The 22,172-nt window shown below is 62.6% G+C and carries 18 protein-coding genes; 10 read left to right on the plus strand and 8 right to left on the minus strand.

Annotated elements, in window-relative coordinates:
• Positions 1–174: 174 nt before the first annotated feature.
• The 3 genes from TM49_RS02180 to TM49_RS02190 are packed head-to-tail and all read left to right on the plus strand — an operon-like array spanning position 175 to position 3,371.
• Positions 175–1,587 carry a circularly permuted type 2 ATP-grasp protein gene (locus TM49_RS02180; RefSeq protein ID WP_045679344.1) on the plus strand — a complete coding sequence of 471 codons (1,413 nt, stop codon included), beginning with the start codon at positions 175–177 and terminating at the stop codon, positions 1,585–1,587.
• Positions 1,588–1,589: 2 nt separating this feature from the next.
• A complete protein-coding gene (locus TM49_RS02185; RefSeq protein WP_045684627.1) occupies positions 1,590–2,528 on the plus strand; it encodes an alpha-E domain-containing protein in 939 nt (312 codons plus the stop codon).
• A 24-nt stretch (positions 2,529–2,552) separates the two neighbouring features.
• Complete coding sequence (locus TM49_RS02190) at positions 2,553–3,371, plus strand: transglutaminase family protein (RefSeq protein ID WP_045679345.1); 819 nt, start codon at positions 2,553–2,555, stop codon at positions 3,369–3,371.
• Between the two features lie 9 nt (positions 3,372–3,380).
• Here TM49_RS02190 and TM49_RS02195 read toward each other — a convergent pair whose 3' ends face one another.
• From TM49_RS02195 to TM49_RS02205, 3 genes are all read right to left on the minus strand, one after another.
• The gene (locus TM49_RS02195) at positions 3,381–4,436 is read right to left on the minus strand and encodes a Gfo/Idh/MocA family protein (RefSeq protein WP_052699668.1); all 1,056 of its coding nucleotides are present in this window, start codon (positions 4,434–4,436) and stop codon (positions 3,381–3,383) included.
• Positions 4,433–5,935 carry an IMP dehydrogenase gene (gene guaB / locus TM49_RS02200; protein WP_045679346.1) on the minus strand — a complete coding sequence of 501 codons (1,503 nt, stop codon included), beginning with the start codon at positions 5,933–5,935 and terminating at the stop codon, positions 4,433–4,435. The genes TM49_RS02195 and guaB overlap by 4 nt, the downstream gene beginning before the upstream one ends.
• 183 nt (positions 5,936–6,118) lie before the next feature.
• A complete protein-coding gene (locus TM49_RS02205) occupies positions 6,119–7,102 on the minus strand; it encodes an MBL fold metallo-hydrolase (protein WP_045679347.1) in 984 nt (327 codons plus the stop codon).
• Between the two features lie 192 nt (positions 7,103–7,294).
• Between TM49_RS02205 and TM49_RS02210 the strand changes: the two genes are divergently transcribed.
• Positions 7,295–8,713, plus strand: coding sequence for a DHA2 family efflux MFS transporter permease subunit (locus tag TM49_RS02210; protein WP_045684630.1), 1,419 nt, complete (start codon positions 7,295–7,297; stop codon positions 8,711–8,713).
• A 54-nt stretch (positions 8,714–8,767) separates the two neighbouring features.
• On the opposite strand, the gene TM49_RS02215 is transcribed toward TM49_RS02210, so the two are convergent.
• Positions 8,768–9,934, minus strand: coding sequence for a dienelactone hydrolase family protein (locus TM49_RS02215; protein WP_045679348.1), 1,167 nt, complete (start codon positions 9,932–9,934; stop codon positions 8,768–8,770).
• Positions 9,931–10,947: an alpha/beta hydrolase gene (locus TM49_RS02220; protein ID WP_082074585.1), complete on the minus strand. Its 1,017-nt coding sequence runs from the start codon at positions 10,945–10,947 to the stop codon at positions 9,931–9,933. Before TM49_RS02220 ends, TM49_RS02215 begins: the two co-directional genes overlap by 4 nt.
• A gap of 261 nt (positions 10,948–11,208) precedes the next feature.
• Here TM49_RS02220 and glpD point away from each other — a divergent pair, with 261 nt between their 5' ends.
• Entirely contained in the window at positions 11,209–12,726 is a 1,518-nt protein-coding gene (glpD, locus tag TM49_RS02225) for a glycerol-3-phosphate dehydrogenase (protein ID WP_045679349.1), read from the plus strand.
• 24 nt (positions 12,727–12,750) lie between these two features.
• Positions 12,751–14,241 (plus strand): glycerol kinase GlpK, encoded by a 1,491-nt coding sequence (glpK, locus tag TM49_RS02230; protein WP_045679350.1) that lies wholly within the window; start codon positions 12,751–12,753, stop codon positions 14,239–14,241.
• A 32-nt stretch (positions 14,242–14,273) separates the two neighbouring features.
• Here glpK and TM49_RS02235 read toward each other — a convergent pair whose 3' ends face one another.
• On the minus strand, positions 14,274–14,477 hold the full coding sequence (locus TM49_RS02235; protein WP_045679351.1) for a hypothetical protein: 204 nt from the start codon (positions 14,475–14,477) through the stop codon (positions 14,274–14,276).
• A gap of 344 nt (positions 14,478–14,821) precedes the next feature.
• Here TM49_RS02235 and TM49_RS02240 point away from each other — a divergent pair, with 344 nt between their 5' ends.
• Positions 14,822–16,165: a sugar porter family MFS transporter gene (locus tag TM49_RS02240; protein WP_045679352.1), complete on the plus strand. Its 1,344-nt coding sequence runs from the start codon at positions 14,822–14,824 to the stop codon at positions 16,163–16,165.
• 88 nt (positions 16,166–16,253) lie between these two features.
• On the opposite strand, the gene TM49_RS02245 is transcribed toward TM49_RS02240, so the two are convergent.
• On the minus strand, positions 16,254–18,143 hold the full coding sequence (locus TM49_RS02245; protein ID WP_158498598.1) for a DUF2264 domain-containing protein: 1,890 nt from the start codon (positions 18,141–18,143) through the stop codon (positions 16,254–16,256).
• 193 nt (positions 18,144–18,336) lie between these two features.
• Entirely contained in the window at positions 18,337–19,377 is a 1,041-nt protein-coding gene (gene pyrC, locus TM49_RS02250; RefSeq protein WP_045679353.1) for a dihydroorotase, read from the minus strand.
• A gap of 210 nt (positions 19,378–19,587) precedes the next feature.
• Here pyrC and TM49_RS02255 point away from each other — a divergent pair, with 210 nt between their 5' ends.
• Genes TM49_RS02255 through TM49_RS02265 form a run of 3 tightly spaced genes read left to right on the plus strand, consistent with a single transcriptional unit; the run spans position 19,588 to position 21,919 of the window.
• A complete protein-coding gene (locus TM49_RS02255; protein WP_045679354.1) occupies positions 19,588–20,355 on the plus strand; it encodes a LamB/YcsF family protein in 768 nt (255 codons plus the stop codon).
• Between the two features lie 57 nt (positions 20,356–20,412).
• Entirely contained in the window at positions 20,413–20,733 is a 321-nt protein-coding gene (locus TM49_RS02260) for an ArsR/SmtB family transcription factor (RefSeq protein ID WP_045684635.1), read from the plus strand.
• Positions 20,696–21,919 (plus strand): MFS transporter, encoded by a 1,224-nt coding sequence (locus TM49_RS02265; protein WP_045679355.1) that lies wholly within the window; start codon positions 20,696–20,698, stop codon positions 21,917–21,919. Before TM49_RS02260 ends, TM49_RS02265 begins: the two co-directional genes overlap by 38 nt.
• The last annotated feature ends 253 nt before the right edge of the window (positions 21,920–22,172 follow it).

Here is a 22,172-nt window from a genome sequence, read left to right on the forward strand (position 1 = left end):
GGTTGCATTCATCGCTGCACATTTATTCGGCGTTCGGCCACGGAACTGCCCGTTTTTCAGCGCGTTTTAAAACAAACAACCTGCAAAATTCGATGCAGCGCAACAAGGCATGGTCCTTGCATTACGTTTGATGTTGTATTGATATGCAATGATAAACACCGGGGGAAGAAGGCTTTGGCATTCGACGAGATGATGACCGCGGACGGCGCGCCGCGCGAGCCCTACAAAGACTATTACGACTGGTACAGCCAGCAGGATCCTTCACTTCTCATCGCCAAATCCCGTGATGCGGAAAACATCTTCAGAAAGACCGGCATCACCTTCGCCGTCTACGGCCACGCCGACAGTTCCGAAAAGCTGATCCCCTTCGACATCGTTCCGCGCGTGATTTCGGGCGGGGAGTGGCGCAAGCTTGCGGCCGGCATCGAACAGCGGGTTCTGGCGCTCAACGCATTCCTGAAGGATATCTACCACAAGCAGGAGATCGTGAAGGCCGGGCGTGTTCCGCGTCGGCTGATCGAGGAAAACGACGCCTTCCTGCCGCAGATGATGGGTTTCGAGCCGCCCGGCGGGGTCTACACCCACATCGTCGGCACCGACATCGTGCGCACCGGCGAAGACCAGTTTTACGTGCTGGAAGACAACGCTCGCACACCCTCCGGCGTCAGCTACATGCTGGAAAACCGGGAAACCATGATGCAGATGTTTCCCGAGCTGTTCTACAAGAACCGGGTACGCCGCGTCGAAGACTATCCGCAGCTTCTGCGCCAGAGCCTTGCTACACTGGCCCCGCCCGGATTTTCCGGCACCCGCCCGCGCGTGGCGGTGCTGACCCCCGGTATCTACAATTCCGCCTACTATGAGCACTCCTTCCTCGCCGACATGATGGGCGTCGAACTGGTCGAGGGCTCGGATCTGCGGGTCATCGATGGCAAGGTGAAGATGCGCACGACGCGCGGTTACGAGGCGATCGACGTGCTCTATCGCCGTGTCGACGACGACTTCCTCGACCCCCTCACCTTCCGTCCGGATTCGGCACTTGGCGTTCCCGGCATCATGGATGTCTACCGCGCCGGCGGCATCACCATCGCCAACGCGCCGGGCACCGGCATTTCCGACGACAAGGCGATCTATTCCTACATGCCTGAAATCGTCGAATTCTATACCGGCCAGAAACCGCTTCTGGAAAACGTGCCGACCTGGCGCTGTTCCGAGCCGGAGAGCCTCGCCTACGTGCTCGACAACATCGCCGATCTCGTGGTCAAGGAAGTCCACGGCTCCGGCGGTTACGGCATGCTGGTTGGCCCGACGGCAAGCAAGAAGGAACTTGAGGATTTTACCGCCAAGCTTCGCGCCCGGCCGGCGAACTACATCGCCCAGCCGACGCTGTCGCTCTCGACCGTACCGATCCTGGTCAAGAAGGGCATCGCGCCGCGTCATGTCGATCTTCGTCCCTATGTTCTCGTTTCCGATCGCGTCCGCATCATGCCCGGCGGACTGACGCGCGTGGCGCTGAAGGAAGGCTCGCTGGTGGTCAACTCCAGCCAGGGCGGCGGAACCAAGGATACATGGGTGCTGGAGGACTGATGATGCTCGGAAAAACCGCAAACGGCCTCTACTGGATGTTCCGCTACATCGAACGCGCGGAAAACATCGCCCGCCTGATCGATGCCGGCCAGCGCGTGTCGCTGACCCGCTCCAAGGGCGCCGACGACTGGGACGGCATCCTGCAGAGCGCCGGCGTTCACGAGGCCTTCTACGAAATCTACAGCAAGCTGACGGCTGACAGCGCCATCGACTTTTTGCTGCGCGACCGCCGCAATCCGTCAAGCGTGATGTCCTGCATCGAATCCGGCCGCAACAATGCCCGCCTGGTGCGCACGGCACTGACGCGCGAGACCTGGGAGGCGACGAACGAGTGCTGGATCGAGGCCCGCGCCATGCTGGCCGCGAAGCTGAAGCCAGCGGACCTCCCCAAGGCCATCGACTCGGTCAAGCGCTGCACGGCGCTCATCCGCGGCACTTTCCACGGTTCGATGCTCCGGAACGAGATCTACAATTTCGCCCATATCGGCACCTTCGTGGAACGCGCCGACAATACCAGCCGCATTCTCGACGTGAAATACTACGTGCTGCTGCCTTCGGTGCATCATGTCGGCACGTCGCTCGACAATCTGCAGTGGGAATCGATCCTGCGTTCGGTCTCTGCCCACCGCGCCTATGGCTGGGTGCACAACGGCGAATACAAACCGAGCCAGATCGCCGACTTCCTGATCCTCGACGTGCAGCTACCGCGCTCGCTCGCCTATTCCTACGAGAAGATCGTCCTCAATCTCGACTATCTCGCCGCTGATTATGGCGAACGGCTTGAGGCCCACGAGACGGCGCATGCGATCCGCAACACGCTCCGCAGCCAGAAGATCAAGACCATCATGGACAACGGCCTGCACCAGTTCCTCGAGGACTTCGTCAGCCGCAACAACCAGCTCAGCCAGCAGATCAGCGAGGGTTACCGCTTCTACGCGTGAGAAGCGGTCAGAGGGAAAAGCACGATGCTCCTGAACATCCACCATGTGACTGAATACAGCTATGACGAGCCGGTCTCGTTCTCGCTGCAACGCCTGAGACTGACGCCGCTCGACAGCAATGGCCAGACCGTGCGCGACTGGACGGTAACGATCGAGGGCGCCAAGAGCGAGGTCAGCTACACCGACCACTTCCACAACCTCGTCCGCCTCGTTTCGGTCGAAGGCGAACACAAGACCGTTCGACTGATTGCCGCCGGCACTGTGGAAACCCGCGACACTGACGGCATCTACGGCCCGGCAGCACCGGATATTCCGCTCTGGCTGTTCCTGCGCACGACGCCGCTGACCACGCCGGGCGAAGCAATCACCGCCCTGGTCGCAAAGCTCGAAGGCGACTCGGAGCTGGCGAAACTGCACCACCTGATGGAGGTGCTGCACAAGACGATGACGTTCAAGCCCGGCGCGACCTCGATTGCGACGACTGCCGACGATGCGCTGACGGCCGAATCCGGCGTGTGCCAGGACTATGCCCACATCGTCATCGCCTGCGCGCGCGCCATGAAGGTGCCGGCGCGCTATGTCTCCGGCTATCTCTACATGGAAGAGGCCGAGGCCCAGACGGCGAGCCACGCCTGGGCGGAGTGCTATCTCGAAGGCCTGGGCTGGGTCGGCTTCGACGCCGCCAACAAGGTCTGCCCGGATGAGCGCTATGTCCGCGTCGCTTCCGGCCTCGACTACAAGGACGCCGCCCCCGTCTCCGGCATGACCATCGGCGGCGGCAAGGAAAGCCTCGAGGTCAAGCTCAAGGTGGCCGGCCAGAGCCAGTCGCAGAGCCAGAGCTGAACATCGTGCTTATGCGCGGGAAGCGCTGTCAACAACCGGCAGTCCGAGGGCCGCGCGCCAACGGTCAATCGTCCGGGCGTTGAGAATACTGTCCTCAGGCGTCATCGCGGGAGAGATAGCGCACTTGCGACCTTCGAGCAGGGCACGCGTTGCGACCTCCACCTCGAACGCGAAAAGCTGACGCGGGTCGTACAGCCATTCCTCTCGCTTTCCGTTTGCTGTTTCGATGACGATGCAGGCATCGGACGGACCGGCATTGCGACCGGGCCTCCAGGGATTGGGCAGAACGATCTGACCTTCACTGCCGCTGATGACGAGCGTGTCGTCCATCGCCATGCGCAGAGCACAGCCAATGCTCGCGGTCAGGCCATTGCCGAAATCCATTTCAGCATAAGCGATTTCGTCGACCCCGGTGGGACCGATCTCTCCCGAAGCCGTCAGCGCAACCGGCTCTGCAAAGGCACGCCCCTGTGCCGCGCCAGCAATCAGCTGGACGGTGGAGACGGGATAGCAGCCGATGTCGAAAATGCCACCACCGCCGAGCGCGGGATCGAACAGCCGGGATTGCGGGTCCCGTTCGACCATGCCGCCATTGCGGGCTTCGATGTGCTGGATGGCGCCGATCGCACCTTCGCGGATCAATTCGACAAGCCTCGCCGTCTGCGGATGACAGCGGCATTTGTAGGCTTCCATGAAAAACACGTCGGCCCGCTTGGCCGCTTCGACAAGCTGCTCGACGTCGCGCGCGGCAAGAGCCGCCGGTTTTTCAACCATCAGTCCCTTACCGGCGCTGATGGCAAGAAGGCCATGCTCAAGATGGAATGCGTGTGGGGTCGCGACGTAGATCACGTCAAGGTCAGGATCAGCAACGAGCGCTTCGTATGTATCATAGAGACGCTCGACTCCATGCTTCCGGCCGAAGACCGAAAGCCGCTCCGGCGTGCGGCCACCCGCCGCCAGAAGCATTGCCGAGGGCGTCTGGCGGACACCCTCGGCAAAGTTGTTGGCAATGGTGCCCGGGCCAAGAATGCCCCAGGCAACCTGTCTTTCAGCCGCGGCGCTCACATGCTGCCCGGATAGTTCGGGCTTTCGCGGGTGATGGTCACGTCGTGGGCGTGGCTTTCGCGCAGACCCGCATTGGAGATCTGGACGAAGGTCGCCCTTTCCTGGAAATCGGTGATGTCCTTGCCACCGACATAGCCCATGGCGGCGCGCAGTCCACCGGCAAGCTGGTGAAGGACGGCACCGGCAGCGCCCTTGTAGGGGACCTGACCTTCGATGCCCTCGGGAACCAGCTTCAGCGTATCGCGCACTTCCGCCTGGAAATAGCGGTCGGCAGAACCGCGGGCCATGGCACCGACGGAGCCCATGCCGCGATAGGCCTTGAACGAGCGACCCTGATAGAGGAACACTTCGCCCGGGCTTTCATCGGTGCCGGCGAGCAGCGAACCGATCATGACAGCGGAGGCGCCGGCAGCGATTGCCTTGGCCATGTCGCCGGAGAACTTGATGCCGCCGTCGGCAATCACCGGAATGCCGGCATCACGGGCGGCATCCGCGGCCGCCATGACGGCCGCAAGCTGCGGCACGCCGACGCCTGCGACGATGCGGGTGGTGCAGATCGAACCGGGACCGATGCCGACCTTGACGGCGTCCGCGCCCGCATCGATCAGCGCCTTGGTGCCATCGGCGGTCGCGACATTGCCGGCCATGATGCGGACCGAGTTGGAAAGCTTCTTCACCCGGCCGACGACATCCAGAACCTTCTGCGAATGGCCATGGGCGGTGTCGATGACGATCATGTCGACGCCGGCGTCCATCAGCAGTTCGGCGCGGCGGAAACCGTCATCGCCGACAGAGATCGCGGCAGCAGCGCGAAGCCGGCCCTGCGCATCCTTGGAGGCGTTCGGGTTCAGCTGCGACTTTTCCATGTCCTTGACGGTAATGAGACCGACGCAGTGGCCGCGGTCGTCGACAACCAGAAGCTTTTCGATACGGTGATGATGCAGCAGACGCTTGGCTTCCTGCTGCTCGACCGTCTCGCGCACGGTGACGAGGTTTTCCCGTGTCATCAGTTCATAGATGCGCTGCTCGGGATTGGAGGCGAAGCGGACGTCACGATTGGTGAGGATGCCGACGAGCCGGCCGGCAGAAGTACCGTCGCTGGTACCCTGCTCGACCACCGGAATGCCGGAAATCTTGTGCGTCTTCATCAGCGCCAGCGCTTCGGCAAGGGTGGCATCCGGGCCGATCGTGACCGGGTTTACGACCATGCCGCTTTCGAACTTCTTGACCTGACGGACCTGCTCTGCCTGTTCGTGCGGGGTGAGATTGCGGTGGATGACACCGATGCCGCCGGCCTGCGCCATGGCGATGGCAAGCCGTGCCTCGGTGACGGTGTCCATTGCAGAGGAGAGGATCGGGAGGTTGAGGTGGATGTCCTGGGCGATCGTGGTCGACACATCGACCTCACCCGGCATGACCTCTGAATGTCCCGGCTGCAGCAGCACATCATCGAAGGTGAGTGCCTGCAATCCGGTTGCGGCCTGTATGATTTGAGCCATGGCCAATTTCCTTTTCAAATACGAAATGGCCCGGGCGGTTCATCCCCGTCCGGTCCCTTGCAGATAAGTCTGGAAGTTGGCGAGTGCTCGTAACACGAAGATGACGGGTTGGGAATAGCCAATCCGCGATGAAGCGCGCGGATTGACCTGGTTTCCCCAAACCGTTTGTGCAGTGCAGTAGAGCTAGACCCGGAACTGGTAGGTTTTCGGGGTGAACACGTAGCCTTCATCGGTCTTTTCGACAAAGCCGACAGCCGGAAACGGCATGTGGTAACCAAGGAAAGGGATCTTTTCGGCAGCCACCATGTCAAACACCTTGCGGCGCGATGCGGCGGCCATTTCCTTGTCCATGTCGAAACGGACATGCCAGTCCGGGCGTTGCAGCGACAGCACGTAGTGATTCGCGGTGTCAGCCGTCAGAAGCAGTTTTTCACCGCCCGATTCCAGCATGAACACCAGATGGCCGGGCGTATGGCCGAAGGCCTCCATGACGGTGATGCCGGGCGCGACTTCGCTGCCTTCCTTGACGAAGGTGGCATTGTCGGCGAGCGGCACGATCAGCTTCTTGACGCTCTCATGTCCGCCTTCGGCCGGGGTGCCCATGCGGGCATCATCGCTCCAGAAGGCATATTCTGTCTCGCCGAAGACATAGCGCGCATTCGGAAAGGCGGGCCCGTCTTCTTCCATCAACCCCATGATGTGGTCGCCATGCATGTGGGTGATGACGACGACATCGACATCACCGGGCTGGACGCCATTTGCAATCAACCCGGCACGCAATTGCCCTGCGCCCCAGGAACGGCCGGCCGGCCCCATGCCGGTATCGAACAGGATCTTTTCCGAGCCGGTATCGACCAGCACAGGATTAAACCCGTTGAGCGACTTGTCGGTGGGAAGGAAATTTTCCTCGAGAAGCGCTGCGACCGTCTCCGGATCCTGGCCTGTCCCGAAAGTCTCTCCGGGGTTTTCCATCATGCGGGTGCCATCCTCGATGACGAGGAGTTTGAAATCGCCGAGCGTGAAGCTGTCGCTCGAGGGCTTTTCGGCCATCTGCATCGTGTCTCCTTCCGCCGCCCCGGCTGCGCGTGCGAGAACCAGGGGCGCGGCGAGCGCCGAAATGCCGGCGCCGGCCATCAGGCTGCGGCGGTGAATGCCATGTGTCATCATCGTCCTCCTTGAAACGGAATTCTCATCTGTGAACTTGGCGAGAATGCCTGCGTTTCAAGTCGGTGTTTCGAAATCGCCGGTTCCGGCGCGTCACGATTGCGTGAGGCGTCTCGCCGGAAATGACCATTGGCATTTATCCCGTTCGGGGTTAAAGAAACATGCCTTTGTCATGTTTTTTTGAAGAAGCCGTTCATGAATCCCGTTGTTCCCCTCATAATGGCTGTCGCCTTGTTCATGGAGAACATGGATTCCACGGTGATTTCCACAGCGCTGCCGGCCATCGCCGCCGACCTCAATGTCGGCCCGATCACGCTGAAGCTGGCACTGACCACATACATGGTGGCGCTCGCGATCTTCATTCCTGTCTCCGGCTGGATGGCGGACCGTTTCGGCGCCAAGCGGGTGTTCCGCGCCGCCATTCTGGTTTTTCTGCTCGGCTCGGTATTCTGCGCCTTCTCAGGCAACCTGGTCGAATTCGTGCTGTCGCGCTTCCTGCAGGGCATGGGTGGCGCGATGATGACGCCGGTCGGCCGCCTCGTCATCCTGCGCACCACCGATCGCTCTCAGTTGGTGCGCGCCATGGCGCTGCTGACCATCCCCGCGCTTGTCGGGCCGATGGCTGGCCCACCGCTCGGCGGTTTCATCACCACCTATTTCACCTGGCACTGGATCTTTCTCATCAATGTGCCGATCGGCATCATCGGCTACGTGATGTCCGGAATCTTCTTGCCGGTGATCAAGGACGAGCCGCCCGCAAACCTCGACTGGATGGGCTTCTTCCTGGTGGCGACAGCCGCTTCCGGCATCGTCTTCGGCCTATCCGTCGTTTCGCTTCCCGCCCTGCCGCCAGCCACCGGCATTGTCACCACCGCGATCGGCATCGCCGCCGCGCTCTGGTATCTGCACCATGCGAAACGACGGGAAAATCCGCTCCTGAACCTGAAGCTGTTCAGGACGGAAACCTTCCGCTACGCCATCTCGGCATCGATCTTCTTCCGAATGGCGACCGGCGCCTTTCCCTTCCTCATGCCGCTGATGCTGCAGCTCGGCTTCGGCCTCAATCCGTTCGAGTCCGGCATGATCACCTTTGTCGGGGCGATCGGAGCGCTGGCGACGAAATTCATGGCGCCGCGCGTTTACACCGCATTCGGCTTCCGCCGGGTGCTCATCAGCGCTTCGCTCGGCGCAGCGGCGCTCACCGTGACCTTCGTCTTCTTCGAGGCGACGACGCCACATCTCATCATCATCGCCATCCTATTCGTCACCGGGCTCTGCCGCTCGTTCTTCTTCACCGGTGTCAACGCCCTCGGCTATGCGGACATCGAAACCCGACAGGCGAGCCAGGCGACCGCAACGACCTCGATGTTCCAGCAGGTGAGCCTGGCGCTTGGCGTCGCCTTCGCCGCGACCATTCTCGAGCTGACGGGCTGGATCACCGGCGGCAGCCTGACGGTCCAGCATTTCCACATCGCCTTCCTCGTGGTGGCCGGCATCTCGATCGTCTCGATCATACCGCTGCTGCGGCTGAAGCCCGACGCCGGCGCCGCCGTCTCCGGCCACATGCAACCGACGCCGACCGTCGTGCAGGAAAGGTCGGAACCGGCGGAATGACAAAGGGCGCGCCACATGGCACGCCCTTCGGTTTTCGAGCAGCAGGGAAAGAGCCTATTTCAGCTGCGCGTCCAGCCAGTCAAAGGCGGCCTTCTGCCGGTCTTCGGTGAAGATATGCCCACCCGGCCAGATCTCCGTGACGAGCTTGTCATCGGCATCATAGGCCGACCAGACAGCATGCATCTTCGCATAGGCATCCTCGACCGAAGCCTTCGGGAACAGGCTATCCTCTTCGCCTGCGAAGAAATACATCGCCTTCGGGGCGGCAAGGGCAGCGACGTCCGGATAGTCCATCAACTTCGCCAGGCCAGGATGGCTCATATACCAGGCAGACTGGCCCTTGAGCTGGTTGTTGCCGGGCACCATCAGCCCGTCATAGGTCGCCATCCAGCAATCGACGACAGTGGCCTTGACCACCGGCGACAGGGCAGCGAGCTGCCAGGCGCGGTATGCGCCCATGGAAAAGCCGACGACGCCGACGCTGTCGGGGTCGACCTCATCGAGGCTCGCAACGAATTCCGAGGCACGGAGATCTTCCTGCGCCATGATCCCCGCCAGCGACGAACCTAGATTGACGAGGTTGGACGCCAGCGCCTGCTGCGCCTCATAACCGTTGCCGGCACGATCGCCCCAGCCAAGCGCATCGGTGGCGACGACGACATAGCCGCGTTTGGCGAGCTCCTCACCCGGAAACAGTCCGGTGAAATACTTCTCGGACCATTGCTTGGCCGATTCCAGACGCGCCTCGTCATACCAGGGACGGATCCACTTTTCCTTGCCGATGTCGAAGCGGGCACCGTGATCGTGCAGCATCAGCACGCCCGGAAACGGCCCCTCGCCCTTCGGCACCAGCACGATGGCCGCGATGCGACTTTCATCGGTGACATTGAAGGCGACGCGCTTGGCGATGAAGTCGCCGCGGTCGATCTCGTCGATGACGGTCGGCGCGAAGTCGATGGTATCGACGGACGGCAGCATCAGCGCCTCGGCAGTGGGCAATGCTTTTTCGCGCCATGCCGCCGGATCGCCGCCGTCATAGGCCAGCGGATAGGTCATCTTCGCCTTCAGTTCGGAGAAGAAGGTCGGCATGTTGCCGTCGGTGATCGGATGGGTTTCGAAGAACGTTCCGGTTTTCGGCTCGAGCGGCGTTTCGGCAGACTGGGAATAGCAGGTTGAGACCATGGTTACCCCGATGAGTGCGGTCAGGACAGCGAGTTTCATTCCGTTTCCTCCACGACAAGATGATTGTAATGCAGCCAGTCGGCAAGGAGCGCGGGCCAGCCGGCGACGGGCATGCCCTGATCGGCCGCGCCCTTGATGCCGAAGCCATGACGGCCGTCACTGAAGATGTGCATTTCGGCCGGCACCCCGGCCTCGTGCAGCGCCAGATAGAAGTTCACCGCGTTCTGGGCGGGTACCGATGGGTCGTTATCGGCCAGAACCATGAAGGTCTGTGGCGTTTCTGCCGTGACGTGCTTTTCCGGCGAATAGAGCGCTTCCTGTTCCGGTGTCGGCATCTCGCCGAGAAGCGCCTCGCGCGAGCCCGTGTGCACGAAGGGGTCTTCCATCGTCACGACGGGGTAAACCAGGACGTTGAAATCTGGGCGCGCCGAAAGACTGTCTGCATCATCGATCGGCTCGTAGGCCTCGCGGTCGTAAGCCGTTGCCACGGAAGCCGCGAGATGGCCTGCCGCCGAAAAGCCGAGAATGCCGATCTTGTCGGGATCGAGCCCCCATTCCGCCGCATGCGCACGCACAAGCCGCACAGCGCGCTGGCCATCGGCAAGCGTGACATCCGGGCCGGCCTCGTGACCTTCGCCCGGCAGGCGATAGGCGAGAAGGAACGTCGTCACGCCCTCGGGCGCCAGCGCCTTGGCGATCTCTATGCCCTCCTTGTCGAGAACGACGCGCCGGTAGGAACCGCCGGGCGCCACGATGATCGATGTGCCGTTCGGATTTTCCGGCAGCAGGACGGTGAGCGAGGGATCGGCAATGCCCATCAGCGCGCGATCTGCCCGAAACAGATCCTTGCTGCGCTCGACGACATAGGGTTCGAGGCTTTCCGGCGTACCGGCCGGCCGGCCGTTCCAGAGCGAGATGACCTGCTCGTTGGTCAATCCCGGTCCTGTGGCCGGCTCCTCGGCCTGAGCAAGGCCGGCGCCAAGCGCGATAAGAGATGCCGCAAATACGGGAGCGGCGACCCGCAATGCGCGGGCACGAAAATCGATTGTCATGTGGACCTCCCAGTCAGGACGCCCCAAATGCGCCCTAACTAGCATACTAGAGGATTTGCATAGCAGTTCAATATTAAATTCAAATTTGAATATAGAGATCAGTCATTTAACAGTTGTCAGCTACGCCGCCGGTCGTCTGGCAAGCGAAGTGGCGACGCATCCGTATGGCGATCATCCTCGAAAACGAATAATTCCGAAAATAAATTTGACAAAACGAATATTTTCGCGCACTTCTGGCGACCAACGAGCGTGGAGACAGCAATGACCGGCGAGACCCCGAAAGCGCCTGTGGACCTCTTCGTCATCGGCGGTGGCGTCAATGGCGTCGGAGTGGCACGCGATGCCGTCGGCCGCGGGCTTTCGGTGACGCTGGCCGAAATGCACGATCTGGCTTCCGCCACGTCTTCAGCTTCCACCAAGCTCTATCATGGCGGCCTGCGCTACCTCGAATATTACGAGTTCCGGCTGGTGCGCGAGGCGCTGATCGAGCGCGAGGTGCTGCTAAAGGCGATGCCGCATATTTCTTGGCCGATGCGCTTCGTGCTGCCGCACCACAAGGGGCTGAGGCCATGGTGGCTTCTAAGGCTGGGCCTGTTCCTCTACGACCATCTCGGCGGCCGCAAGATCCTGCCGGCAACGAGGTCGCTGGATCTTGCACGAGACGTTGCCGGCACGCCGCTGAAGAGCGAATACCGCCGCGCCTTCGAATATTCCGATTGCTGGGTGCAGGACGCACGCCTCGTCAGCCTGATGGCGCGCGATGCGAGCGAGCGCGGCGCCACCATCATGACCCGCACCAGGGTGACGGGCGCCGAGCAAGTCAGCGCCGAAGATGGCAACACCCTCTGGAAAATCTCGCTTGAGGACGAGACCGGGCCGCGTGCCCCCGTCTTCGCTCGTGCGCTGGTCAATGCCGGTGGCCCCTGGGTCGCCGATCTGCTGAAGGGCACGCTCGGCATCGAAACGAAGGAAAAGGTCCGCCTCGTTCGCGGCAGCCACATCGTCACAAAGAAACTCTACGACCACGACCGCTGCTATTTCTTCCAGGGCACGGACGGCCGGATCATCTTCGCAATTCCCTATGAACAGGATTTCACCCTGATCGGCACCACCGATCAGGACCATCACAGCTCGAGCGAGCATGTGGAATGCACACCGGAGGAAGCAGACTATCTCTGCCGCTTCGCCTCCGACTATTTCCGCCAGCCCGTCACTCGCGATGACATCGTGTGGACCTATTCAGGGGTGCGCCCGCTTTATGATGACGGCGCCTCGTCGGCGACGGCAGCGACGCGCGATTACGTGCTTTCGCTGAGGGAAGACGGCGCGCCGCTGCTCAGCGTTTTCGGCGGAAAGATCACCACCCACCGCAAACTTGCGGAAGCGGTTTTCCACAAGTTGTCCCATCATTTTCCACAGGCCGGCGCTGACTGGACGGCGGGCTCGACGCTGCCGGGTGGTGACTTTCCGGTGACAGATGCGGCAAGGCTTCCGGAGAAGCTGAAGGCAGATTACCCCTTCCTCGATTTTGCCATGGCCTTGCGTCTCTTCCGCACCTATGGCAGCGAGTGCTGGACGCTTCTTGGCGACGCCCGCGCGCTTGCGGATCTCGGCCGCGACTTCGGCGGCGGCCTTACCGAGCGCGAGGTGTGCTGGCTCGTCGAGAAGGAATTCGCCCGCTCTGCGGAGGATATCGTCTTCCGCCGCACCAAGCTCGGCCTCAGGATGAGCCCGGAGGAAATCGCCGCGCTCGACGACTGGCTTCAAAACGCCGGCTGACCGGCATCTCTGGGAGGAGAAAACATGGCGCATATTCTGGCAATCGACCAGGGCACGACATCGAGCCGCGCGATCGTCTTCGACGACAGGATGCGCCTCGTCGCCACCGCGCAGGAAGAGTTCCGCCAGATCTATCCCGCTTCCGGCCATGTCGAACACGATCCGGCCGACATCTGGTCGACGGTCGCCGCCACCTGCCGCGAGGGGATCGAGCGGGCGGAAATTCCCGCCGCCGACATCGCCGCCATCGGCATCGCCAACCAGCGCGAGACCGTGATCATCTGGGATCGGGACACCGGCCGCCCGATCCACAATGCCATCGTCTGGCAGGACCGGCGCACGGCGGAGCTTTGCGGCAAACTGCGCGAAGACGGCCACGAGGCCTTCATCACCTCGGCCACCGGCCTCCTGCTCGACCCCTACTTTTCCGCCACCAAGATCGCCTGGCTGCTGGACAATGTGGAGGGTGCCCGCCAGAAGGCCCGCGATGGCCGCCTCGCCTTCGGCACGGTGGACACCTATCTGATCTGGCGGCTGACCGGCGGCAAGGCCCATGTGACCGACGCCACCAATGCGGCACGCACCATGCTCTACAACATCCACAAGGGTGACTGGGACGCCGATATCTGCGAGCTGCTGAATATCCCGCTTGCGATCCTGCCCGAGGTGAAGGATTGCGCCGCCGATTTCGGCATGACCCGCGCTGATCTCTTCGGCCGACCGGTTCCGATCTTTGGCGTCGCCGGCGACCAGCAGGCGGCAACTGTCGGTCAGGCCTGCTTCGAGCCGGGCATGATGAAGTCGACCTATGGCACCGGCTGTTTCGCCCTGCTCAACACCGGCGACAAACCGGTTCGCAGCGAAAGCCGGATGCTGACCACGCTCGCCTATCAGCTCGACGGCAAGCGGACCTATGCGCTGGAGGGATCGATCTTCATCGCCGGCGCCGTGGTCCAGTGGCTGCGCGACGGGCTGAAGGTGATCCGTCATGCCCGCGAGACCAATGCGCTGGCGAACGCCGCAGACAAGGAACAGACGCTCTACATGGTGCCGGCCTTTACCGGCCTCGGGGCGCCCTACTGGGATGCCGAAAGTCGCGGCGCGATCTTCGGCCTCACCCGCAATTCCGGCCCCGCCGAATTCGCCCGCGCGGCACTGCAGAGCGTCGGCTACCAGACCCGTGACCTCCTGGAGGCGATGCAGGCCGACTGGGGCAGTTCCGACAGCGCCAATATCCTGCGTGTCGATGGCGGCATGAGCGCCAATGACTGGACCATGCAGTTTCTCGCCGACATTCTCGGCGTGCCGGTCGACCGGCCGAAAGTGGTGGAAACGACGGCGCTGGGGGCGGCCTGGCTTGCCGGCATGTGCGCCGGCCTCTATCCGGGCCAGGCGGAATTTGCCGAGAGCTGGGCGCTCGAGCGCCAGTTCAAGCCGGAAATGCCGGAGGCACGGCGCGAGAAGCTCTACAAGGGCTGGAAGAACGCCGTCAGCCGAACGCTCGGTCCGATCTGATCAAGAGCGCAAGAGGCTCAAGGGCGCAAGCGTCAGTTGTGGAAGACGCTGCGGACGACGCGATAGACGAGGTGCAACACCAGGAGCGTGCCGCCGACGACGAGCACGATATGGGTGAGCGGAACGAGCAGGCTCTCCTGGATGGTGCCCGCGACATCGCCTCTTTCAAGAAGACAGACATGTATGGTCCAGGTGGCAAAACCGATGACCACCAGCACAAGGCCGGCAATTTTCATATTTCCGATCTCCCGCTGGAATGCATGAGTTCGAGAACGGTCCTTCGGCAGACGGGCAAAAGCCCGCAAATTTGGCCGTGGAGAAGACCGTACGACGGCCGATGACACCGGTCGATACCATCGGCATTTCATAATGTTTAGAACTGTTTTGTGGCAATTTGAGGCCGCAAGGTGCACGGCAGAGCGGACAGAAAACTGCGAAATGCGTTGACACCGCCGGGCTTTTCTCGCTTCAACTGCCACAGTGCCGGAATCACGGGCCCTGTCCCGTGTTTTCGTTTATCGTGAATATCTACAAGAACACGCGGGTCAGTCGATAAAAACTGGCAGGGTCCCCGACCCTCATGCGGAGAAACACCATGCTAATCGCTATCGTCATCGTCGCCGCATTGTTCGGCTTGCTCTTCGGTTTTGACCAGGGCGTCATCTCGGGTGCGCTGCCCTTCATCAAGCAGACCTTCACCATCTCGACCTTCATGGAAGGCGTGATCACCTCGGCCGTGCCGCTCGGCGCGGTGGCGGGCACCATCCTCGCCATGGTGACCACCGACCGCTACGGCCGCAAGCCGATGCTCATCCTCGGCGCGATGATCTTCCTGGTCGGCTCGCTGATTTCGGCGCTCGCCTTCAACCAGTACGTCCTGACGCTTGCCCGCCTCATCATCGGTGTCGGCATCGGCGCCTCGGCCATGACCGCGCCGATGTTCCTGGCCGAAGTCGCGCCGGCCCGTATCCGCGGCACGATCGTCTCCGCCTTCCAGCTGATGATCACCATCGGCATCCTCGTATCCTACATGTCGGACGCAGCCTTTGGCGGCTCGGGCGACTGGCGCTGGATGATCGGCGTCGGCGTCTTCCCGTCGCTGATCGCCCTTGTCGGCATCCTGCTTTCGCCGGAAACGCCGCGCTGGCTGACGCTGAATTCCAACGCCGACAAGGCCCGCGACATCATCGCCCACCTGCAGCCGGAATCGAGCCCGGCCGATATCGACAGGATCATCACCGAGATCAAGGAAAGCGCCGGCGATGTCGGCGCCGACCCTGCCTGGAGTACTTTTCTCAAGAAAAGCATCCTGCCGGCAACCAGCTTTGCCATGCTCGCCTTCGTGCTTCAGCAGCTCTCCGGCATCAACGCGATCATCTATTACGCGCCCGAAATCTTCAAGAATGCCGGCTTCTCCGGCACCACGACCGAGCTTCTGGCCACCGTCGGCATCGGCGTCATCAACGTCGCGCTGACGATCGTGGCGATGTATCTGGTGGAATCGATCGGCCGACGCAAGTTGCTGATCACGGGCTTCATCGGCACCTCGGCATCCATGGCTCTTGTAACGATCGCCACAATGCTCGATATCGCGGCGACGCCCTATCTCGCGCTGATCGGCATCTTCACCTTCATCGCCTTCTTTGCCGTCAGCCTCGGTCCGCTCCCCTGGCTCTACATGTCGGAACTGTTCCCGCTCAGGCTGCGTCCGCGCGGCATGGCGCTCGCCTCTGTCGCCAACTGGTTCTTCAACTTCGTTGTGGCGCTGCTCTTCCCTGTGGCCCTCGGCAGCATTGGCATCGTCGGCACCTTTGCCATCTTCACCGGCTTCTGCGTTATCGGTATCGTCTATGCGATCGCGGCCGCGCCGGAAACGAAGGGCGTGACACTCGAGGAAATCGAACACCGCACGATGGGTATCTGAACACTTTCGTCATGCACCAAAAATCAGAGCCGGCCCGCATTGTCGAATGCGGGCCGGCTTTGTCTTGTCCGGGGGCAGTGTTGCCGGCTCAGGCGCCACTGAGGGCCAGGCCGTGCTTCTCGGCAAAACCGCGGACGGTCTCCGGCAGCCCGACGGGCGGCAGGTTTGACACCGGATGCGTGACGCCGAAGGCCGCGGTGGCGAGAAAATGCTCGCCGGGCGGCAATTCGCCGAAGAGACGCGGAAACAGCGTCGCCGGAAAGCGGATATTGGTGTTCGGCGCCGGGCGGATGATCTCGCCGGCACGCTCGCCGAGAAGATCGACGATCGCCGAGGTATGGCTCGGCGTGGTGATCACGGCGCGGCCGGTCTCCTTCAACAGGCCCTTGGCAAAGGCAGGATCACGCTCGCCGGTGCGATCTACCGAAAAGCCGCCTTCGGCAAAGAACAGCCGGTCGGCGGTCGTCACCTTGTGCAGGCGGACATGCCAGCCCTCGGCCGCGAAATCGAGCCAGGTCTCGATCTTCAGCCGGTCGTCGGGCGTCCACACGCCCCAGATCATGTCGCTGTCGACACCTTCCTCGGTGATCGCCGCCCGCGACATGAAGGAGCGCCCGTCGCGCGAGACGGCGATGCCGCAATCAACCGCACTCTGCTCGGGTTTCTCCGGCACGGTGGTGTCGCTCTTGACCGAGAAGCAGAAGGCCGAGGAATAGACGAAGCGGGAATATTTGGCATCGAAATGACGATGCTCGCTGCCGTTCTGGCCGCCGGTCAGCATCACCGCATCGCCCGTAGCGCGACGCATGGCGAAGCCCGCCGCCGGCGCAAACACGCGACCGCCCGGCAGCGCTTCCGGAGCTTCCTCCTCGGCCATCCAGAACGGATGATCGTCGGGAAGCGCCAGCACAAGGAATATCTTCAGCGCCCAATAGGGTGAACCCGGCGCATTGTAGGATTCCGACATCAGCAGGTTCGGATAGCTGTAACCGATCGACAGCACGCCGTCGCGACCGGCGATCGGCATGGTCGACCACCAGCGCAGGTGCCGCAGCAACAGGCCCTTGATGCGTCCCCACGGCAGCACTTCCTCGTCGGCATAGGCGCAGCCGGCCCAGAACGCACCTTCGGCAAACCGGTAGGTCAGCGACCGGCCATAGGGGATTGCAGCGCCGTCATCGGCGAACCAGTGCTGGAAATCCTCGGCAAACAGGCGGGCGCGCTCGCGATAGCGCGTGGCGTGGTCCGGATAGAGGTCGGCTGCGACCTTGGCCACGACAAGCCCGTAGAAATGGAGCGCCATAGGCGAATAGTAGTCGCGATGGCGCCAGACGCCGTCGCGGTAATAGCCGTCGCCGAGATAGAAGGTCTCGATCCGCTCGAGCGCCTTGGTGACCGCCTCTTCCGACCACTGACGTCCGACATTGCGCAGGCCGAGATTGACCAGCACGCGGAAGAACAGCCAGTTATTGTCCGGCACGTCCAGCTCGTTGATGGTCAACAGGAAACGCTCGGCCTTGTCCTTGGCCGGCTCCGACATCGGACGCCAGAAGACGTCGGGCGCGAGCAGCAGCGTGAGGCCGATGCCCGCCATTTCGACCAGCCGCTGATCGAACGGCCGGGGCTTGCCCCAGTATTCCTCGTGGTTCGGGTCCATGCCATGGGAGAAGCCGTCGACATAGCGCCGGGCATCCTCGAAGCTTGCACCGCCGGCGACCAGCGGCACGATGCCCCACAGCGGACGAACGAAGGCCTCCATTTCGGCGGCCCGGTCATCATAATGCGCGCCGCCCGCCGAAAGCCTGAGCGCCGCGCCGCCTTCCGAAAACCAGGGCGCAAGCGGGGCGTAAAAGCTCGTCACCGCGTCCTGAAGGTCGGCTTTCGTTTTCAGCGGATTGCCGGCCATCGGATTGCAGGCCGTCATCTGGCGGATCAACGGCTGCCGATCCCATGCTGAATACGAAGGTCCTGATGTCATCCCGATAAACTCCCCGTGTCGGCGCCGGATATCCGGCCTTGCCTCCATGTATGAGCTTTACCGCGCTGCAATTGATATGAAAAGGGAATCCAAAGCGTAAGTCAGATTTAACGCCCAAAAAACTGGAGGTCGCGTCCGGATCGAGCTCGCCTGCGCCGCCTGCGCGGATATACGGGCGGCAGGGAAGGCCGACTCAGGCGAGTACATCCCAGTGAAGCGGGAATTTGGGGTCGAAGACGGTGACCGGCCCGGCGCCGGTTTCAATCCGTGCCGGATAGGCGATCGGTTCGTCGCGCTTGACGAGGGTGATGGTCTCTTCGTTCGGCTGAAGGCCATACCATGCCGGACCGTTCAGCGAGGCGAAGGTCTCGAGCCGGTCGAGCGCGCCTTCGTTCTCGAAGACATGGGCAAGGCAGCTCATCGTGTTCGGCGCGGTGTAGATGCCGGCGCAGCCGCAGCCGCATTCCTTGGCGGGGTCGACATGCGGGGCCGAGTCCGTTCCGAGGAAGAAGCGGAGATCGCCGGAGATCGCCGCCGCAACCAGCGCCTTGCGGTGCTCCTCGCGCTTGGCGACGGGCAGGCAGTAATAATGCGGGCGGATGCCGCCGACGAGAATGTCGTTGCGGTTGATGATCAGGTGATGGGTGGTCAGCGAGCCGGCGAGGTTCTTGTCCGCGCTTTTGATGTAGTCGACGCCATCCCTGGTCGTCACGTGCTCCATCGTCACCTTGAGTTCGGGCAGGCGGCGGCGCAGCGGATCGAGCACGGTCTCGATGAACACCGCCTCGCGGTCGAAGATGTCGACATCCTTGGCCGTGACCTCGCCGTGGACGCAGAGATTGAGGCCGATCTCGGCCATCTTCTCCAGCGCCGGCATGGCGTTGTCGAAATTGCGCACGCCGCTTGCCGAGTTCGTCGTCGCGCCGGCCGGATAGAGCTTCACCGCCGTGATCAGTTCGCTTTCGTAGGCGCGGGCCATGTCCTGCGGATCGGTCGTCTCGGTGAGGTAAAGCGTCATCAGCGGCGTGAAGCGCGCCCCGGCCGGCAGCGCCGCCATGATACGCGACCGATAGGCCTCAGCATCTGCGGCAGTGACCACCGGCGGCACCAGGTTCGGCATGATGATCGCCCGGGCGAAGTGGCGCGCGGTATCGCCGACGACTCCTTCGAGCATGGCACCATCGCGCAGGTGCAGGTGCCAGTCATCGGGGCGGCGGATCGTCAGGCTGTTCATCGGCGTTCTCCTTCGGCGCTTCCAGCCAATAGAGTTTTTCGCCCGCAATGAAAAGCCGGCGCGGCGGTTTAAGCCCTATCCCCCATGTGGAGGCCACATGGAAGCCATGCGCATATTGCATGGCTTAGCGTCGAAAAGCCATTGTGGGGCCTTTCCACGACCCGCTAAAATGACGGATAACCATGAAACGGGTCTACGGGAGGTGACGTCATGACGCGTCCGCATATCGACATCAACTGCGACATGGGCGAAAGCTTCGGCGCCTGGGAAAAGGGCGAAGACGCAGCGATGCTGAAAGTCGTCTCTTCCGCCAACGTCGCCTGCGGCTTCCACGCCGGCGACCCGAACATCATGGCGCAGACCTTTGCCATGGCCCGCGAACGCAATGTCGCGGTCGGCGCGCATCCGGGTTTTCCGGACCTGATGGGTTTCGGCCGCCGCCACATACCCTATTCCGCTGGCGAGGTGGAGCGGCTGGTCGCCTACCAGATCGGCGCCGCACAGGCGATCTCCCAGACCATCGGTCATCCGATCACCCACGTGAAGGCGCATGGCGCGCTCGGCAACCTCGCCCAGCAGGACGAGACGATGGCGCGCGCCATCTGCAACGCCATCAAGGCCGTGGACGCCTCGCTCATCTGCCTCGCCATCGCGCTTGGCCAACAGCACCGCATCGCCGAGGAAATGGGCCTGACCGTGGTGTCGGAGATCTTCGCCGACCGCGCCTATACCGACGAAGGCTTCCTGGTTCCGCGCGGACAGAAGGGCGCCGTCATCCACGATCCGGATGTCGCGGCCTGGCGCGTGGTCGAGATGGTCAGTGAGGGTGCGATCATCACCATCTCCGGCAAGCGGATCGAAACGCCGATGGGCTCGGTCTGCGTCCATGGCGATGCAGCAGGCGCCGTTGCCATCGCCCAGGCAGTGCGCAGCGGCCTGGAAAAGCAGGGCTACGCGATCGCCAATTTCATCCATTAGGCGGGGCGGCGCCGGTTTCCGCTTGACGTCGGACGCAAAACACATATCTACGAAGGCATGAAGATAAACTCCGAGGATATGCGTGGCTCGGCCGACGAGGCTTGCGAGCTCCTGAAGGCGCTGGGAAACCGGCACCGGCTGATGATACTGTGCCAGCTCGTGGACGGCGAACGCTCGGTCGGCGAGCTTGCCGAATTCCTCGGCATCCGCGATTCGACCGTATCGCAGCATCTGGCGCTGCTCAGGCGCGAAAAGCTGATTGCCGGCCGGCGCGACGGCCAGACCATCTGGTACCACATCGAAAGCGAGCCTGCCCGCGAGATCCTGATGGCGCTCTACGATGCCTATTGCAGGCCACGTGACGAAAAGAGCGCCTGACGTGGCGGCGAAAGACCCTGCGCTTGGCAATATCCGCATCCTGACGATCGCCCAGGCGCTTGGCGGCGCCGGGCCACCGATCGTCATCTCGCTCGGCGGCATCGTCGGCAAGACGCTGGCCTCCGACCCCGCCTTCGCCACCATTCCTGTCAGCCTCTATAATGTCGGCGTCGCCGTCGGCACCCTGCCTGCCGCCTACATCATGCGCCGGTTCGGCCGGCGGCACGGCTATGTCTTCGGCGCGCTGATCGGTATCTTCGGCGGCCTGCTGGCGGCGACCGCGATCACCATCGAGACCTTCGCCCTGTTCGCGCTCGCGACCGTTCTTATCGGCCTTTTCGGCGCCTATATCCAGAGCTTCCGCTTTGCCGCGACCGACTCCGTCGCGGCCGAACATCGTGCCACGGCGATCTCCCGGGTCATGGTCGGCGGACTTGCGGCGGCCATCATCGGGCCGCAGGTGGTGATCTGGACCAGCGACGCGATCCCCGGCGTGCCCTATGCCGCAAGCTTCATCGGTCTCTCCATCCTGGCCTTCCTCACACTGCTGCTCGCCACGAGGCTGAAGCCCGTTGCCGCCGCGGCGCCCACCCCCGCCTCGGGCGGCAGGCCGCTCTCGAAGATCGTCCGCGCGCCGCGCTTCATACTGGCTGCGGCAACCGGCGTCGTCTCCTATGCTCTGATGGCCTTCATCATGACGGCAACGCCGCTCGCCATGGTCGCCTGCGGCCACAGCGTCGGCCAGGCGACCCTCGGCATCCAGTGGCACGTGCTCGCCATGTTCGGGCCGAGCTTCTTCACCGGCCGGCTGATCGCCCGCTTCGGCAAGGAGCGGATCGCCGCCACCGGGCTCGCACTGATCGCCGGCTGCGCCGTCATTGCCCTTTCCGGCCTTGCCGTCGCCAATTTCTGGCTCGCGCTGGTGCTGCTCGGCGTCGGCTGGAATTTCGGTTTCATCGGCGCGACGGCGATGATCGCCGACTGCCACACGCCGGAAGAACGCGGCAAGGTCCAGGGCCTCAACGATTTCCTGATCTTCGGCTCGACCGCCACCGCCTCCTTCCTCGCCGGCGCGCTGGTGCATATCGACAATGGCTGGAGCCTGATGAACTGGCTGGTCTTCCCGGCCACGCTCGCCGTCTTCCTGCCGCTTCTCGCCGTCGGCCGTCGGGCCGCTCGCGCCTGAGCCTTCTTAACCTCTTCCCGGTTCAGACCCCGCCTGGAAACCAACGCAGGTGGGCATGCCGGCCTGCGCCCTGTCTTTCCGGCTTTTTTCGGGCCGCATGACATAAATCAAATTGCCCGCCGCCGCTCTCGGTTAAACCCTTTGCAGCAGAAGGGGTGAGGTTTGCGCATTCCAAGGGTCAAGGCGCGCGGTCTTGCATGATATCATGTTTCGTTATACTGAATTTTCAGAAAAAACTGAAAATTCACTTTTG

It is taken from the genome of Martelella endophytica, assembly GCF_000960975.1.
In the GTDB taxonomy this organism is placed as follows: domain Bacteria; phylum Pseudomonadota; class Alphaproteobacteria; order Rhizobiales; family Rhizobiaceae; genus Martelella; species Martelella endophytica.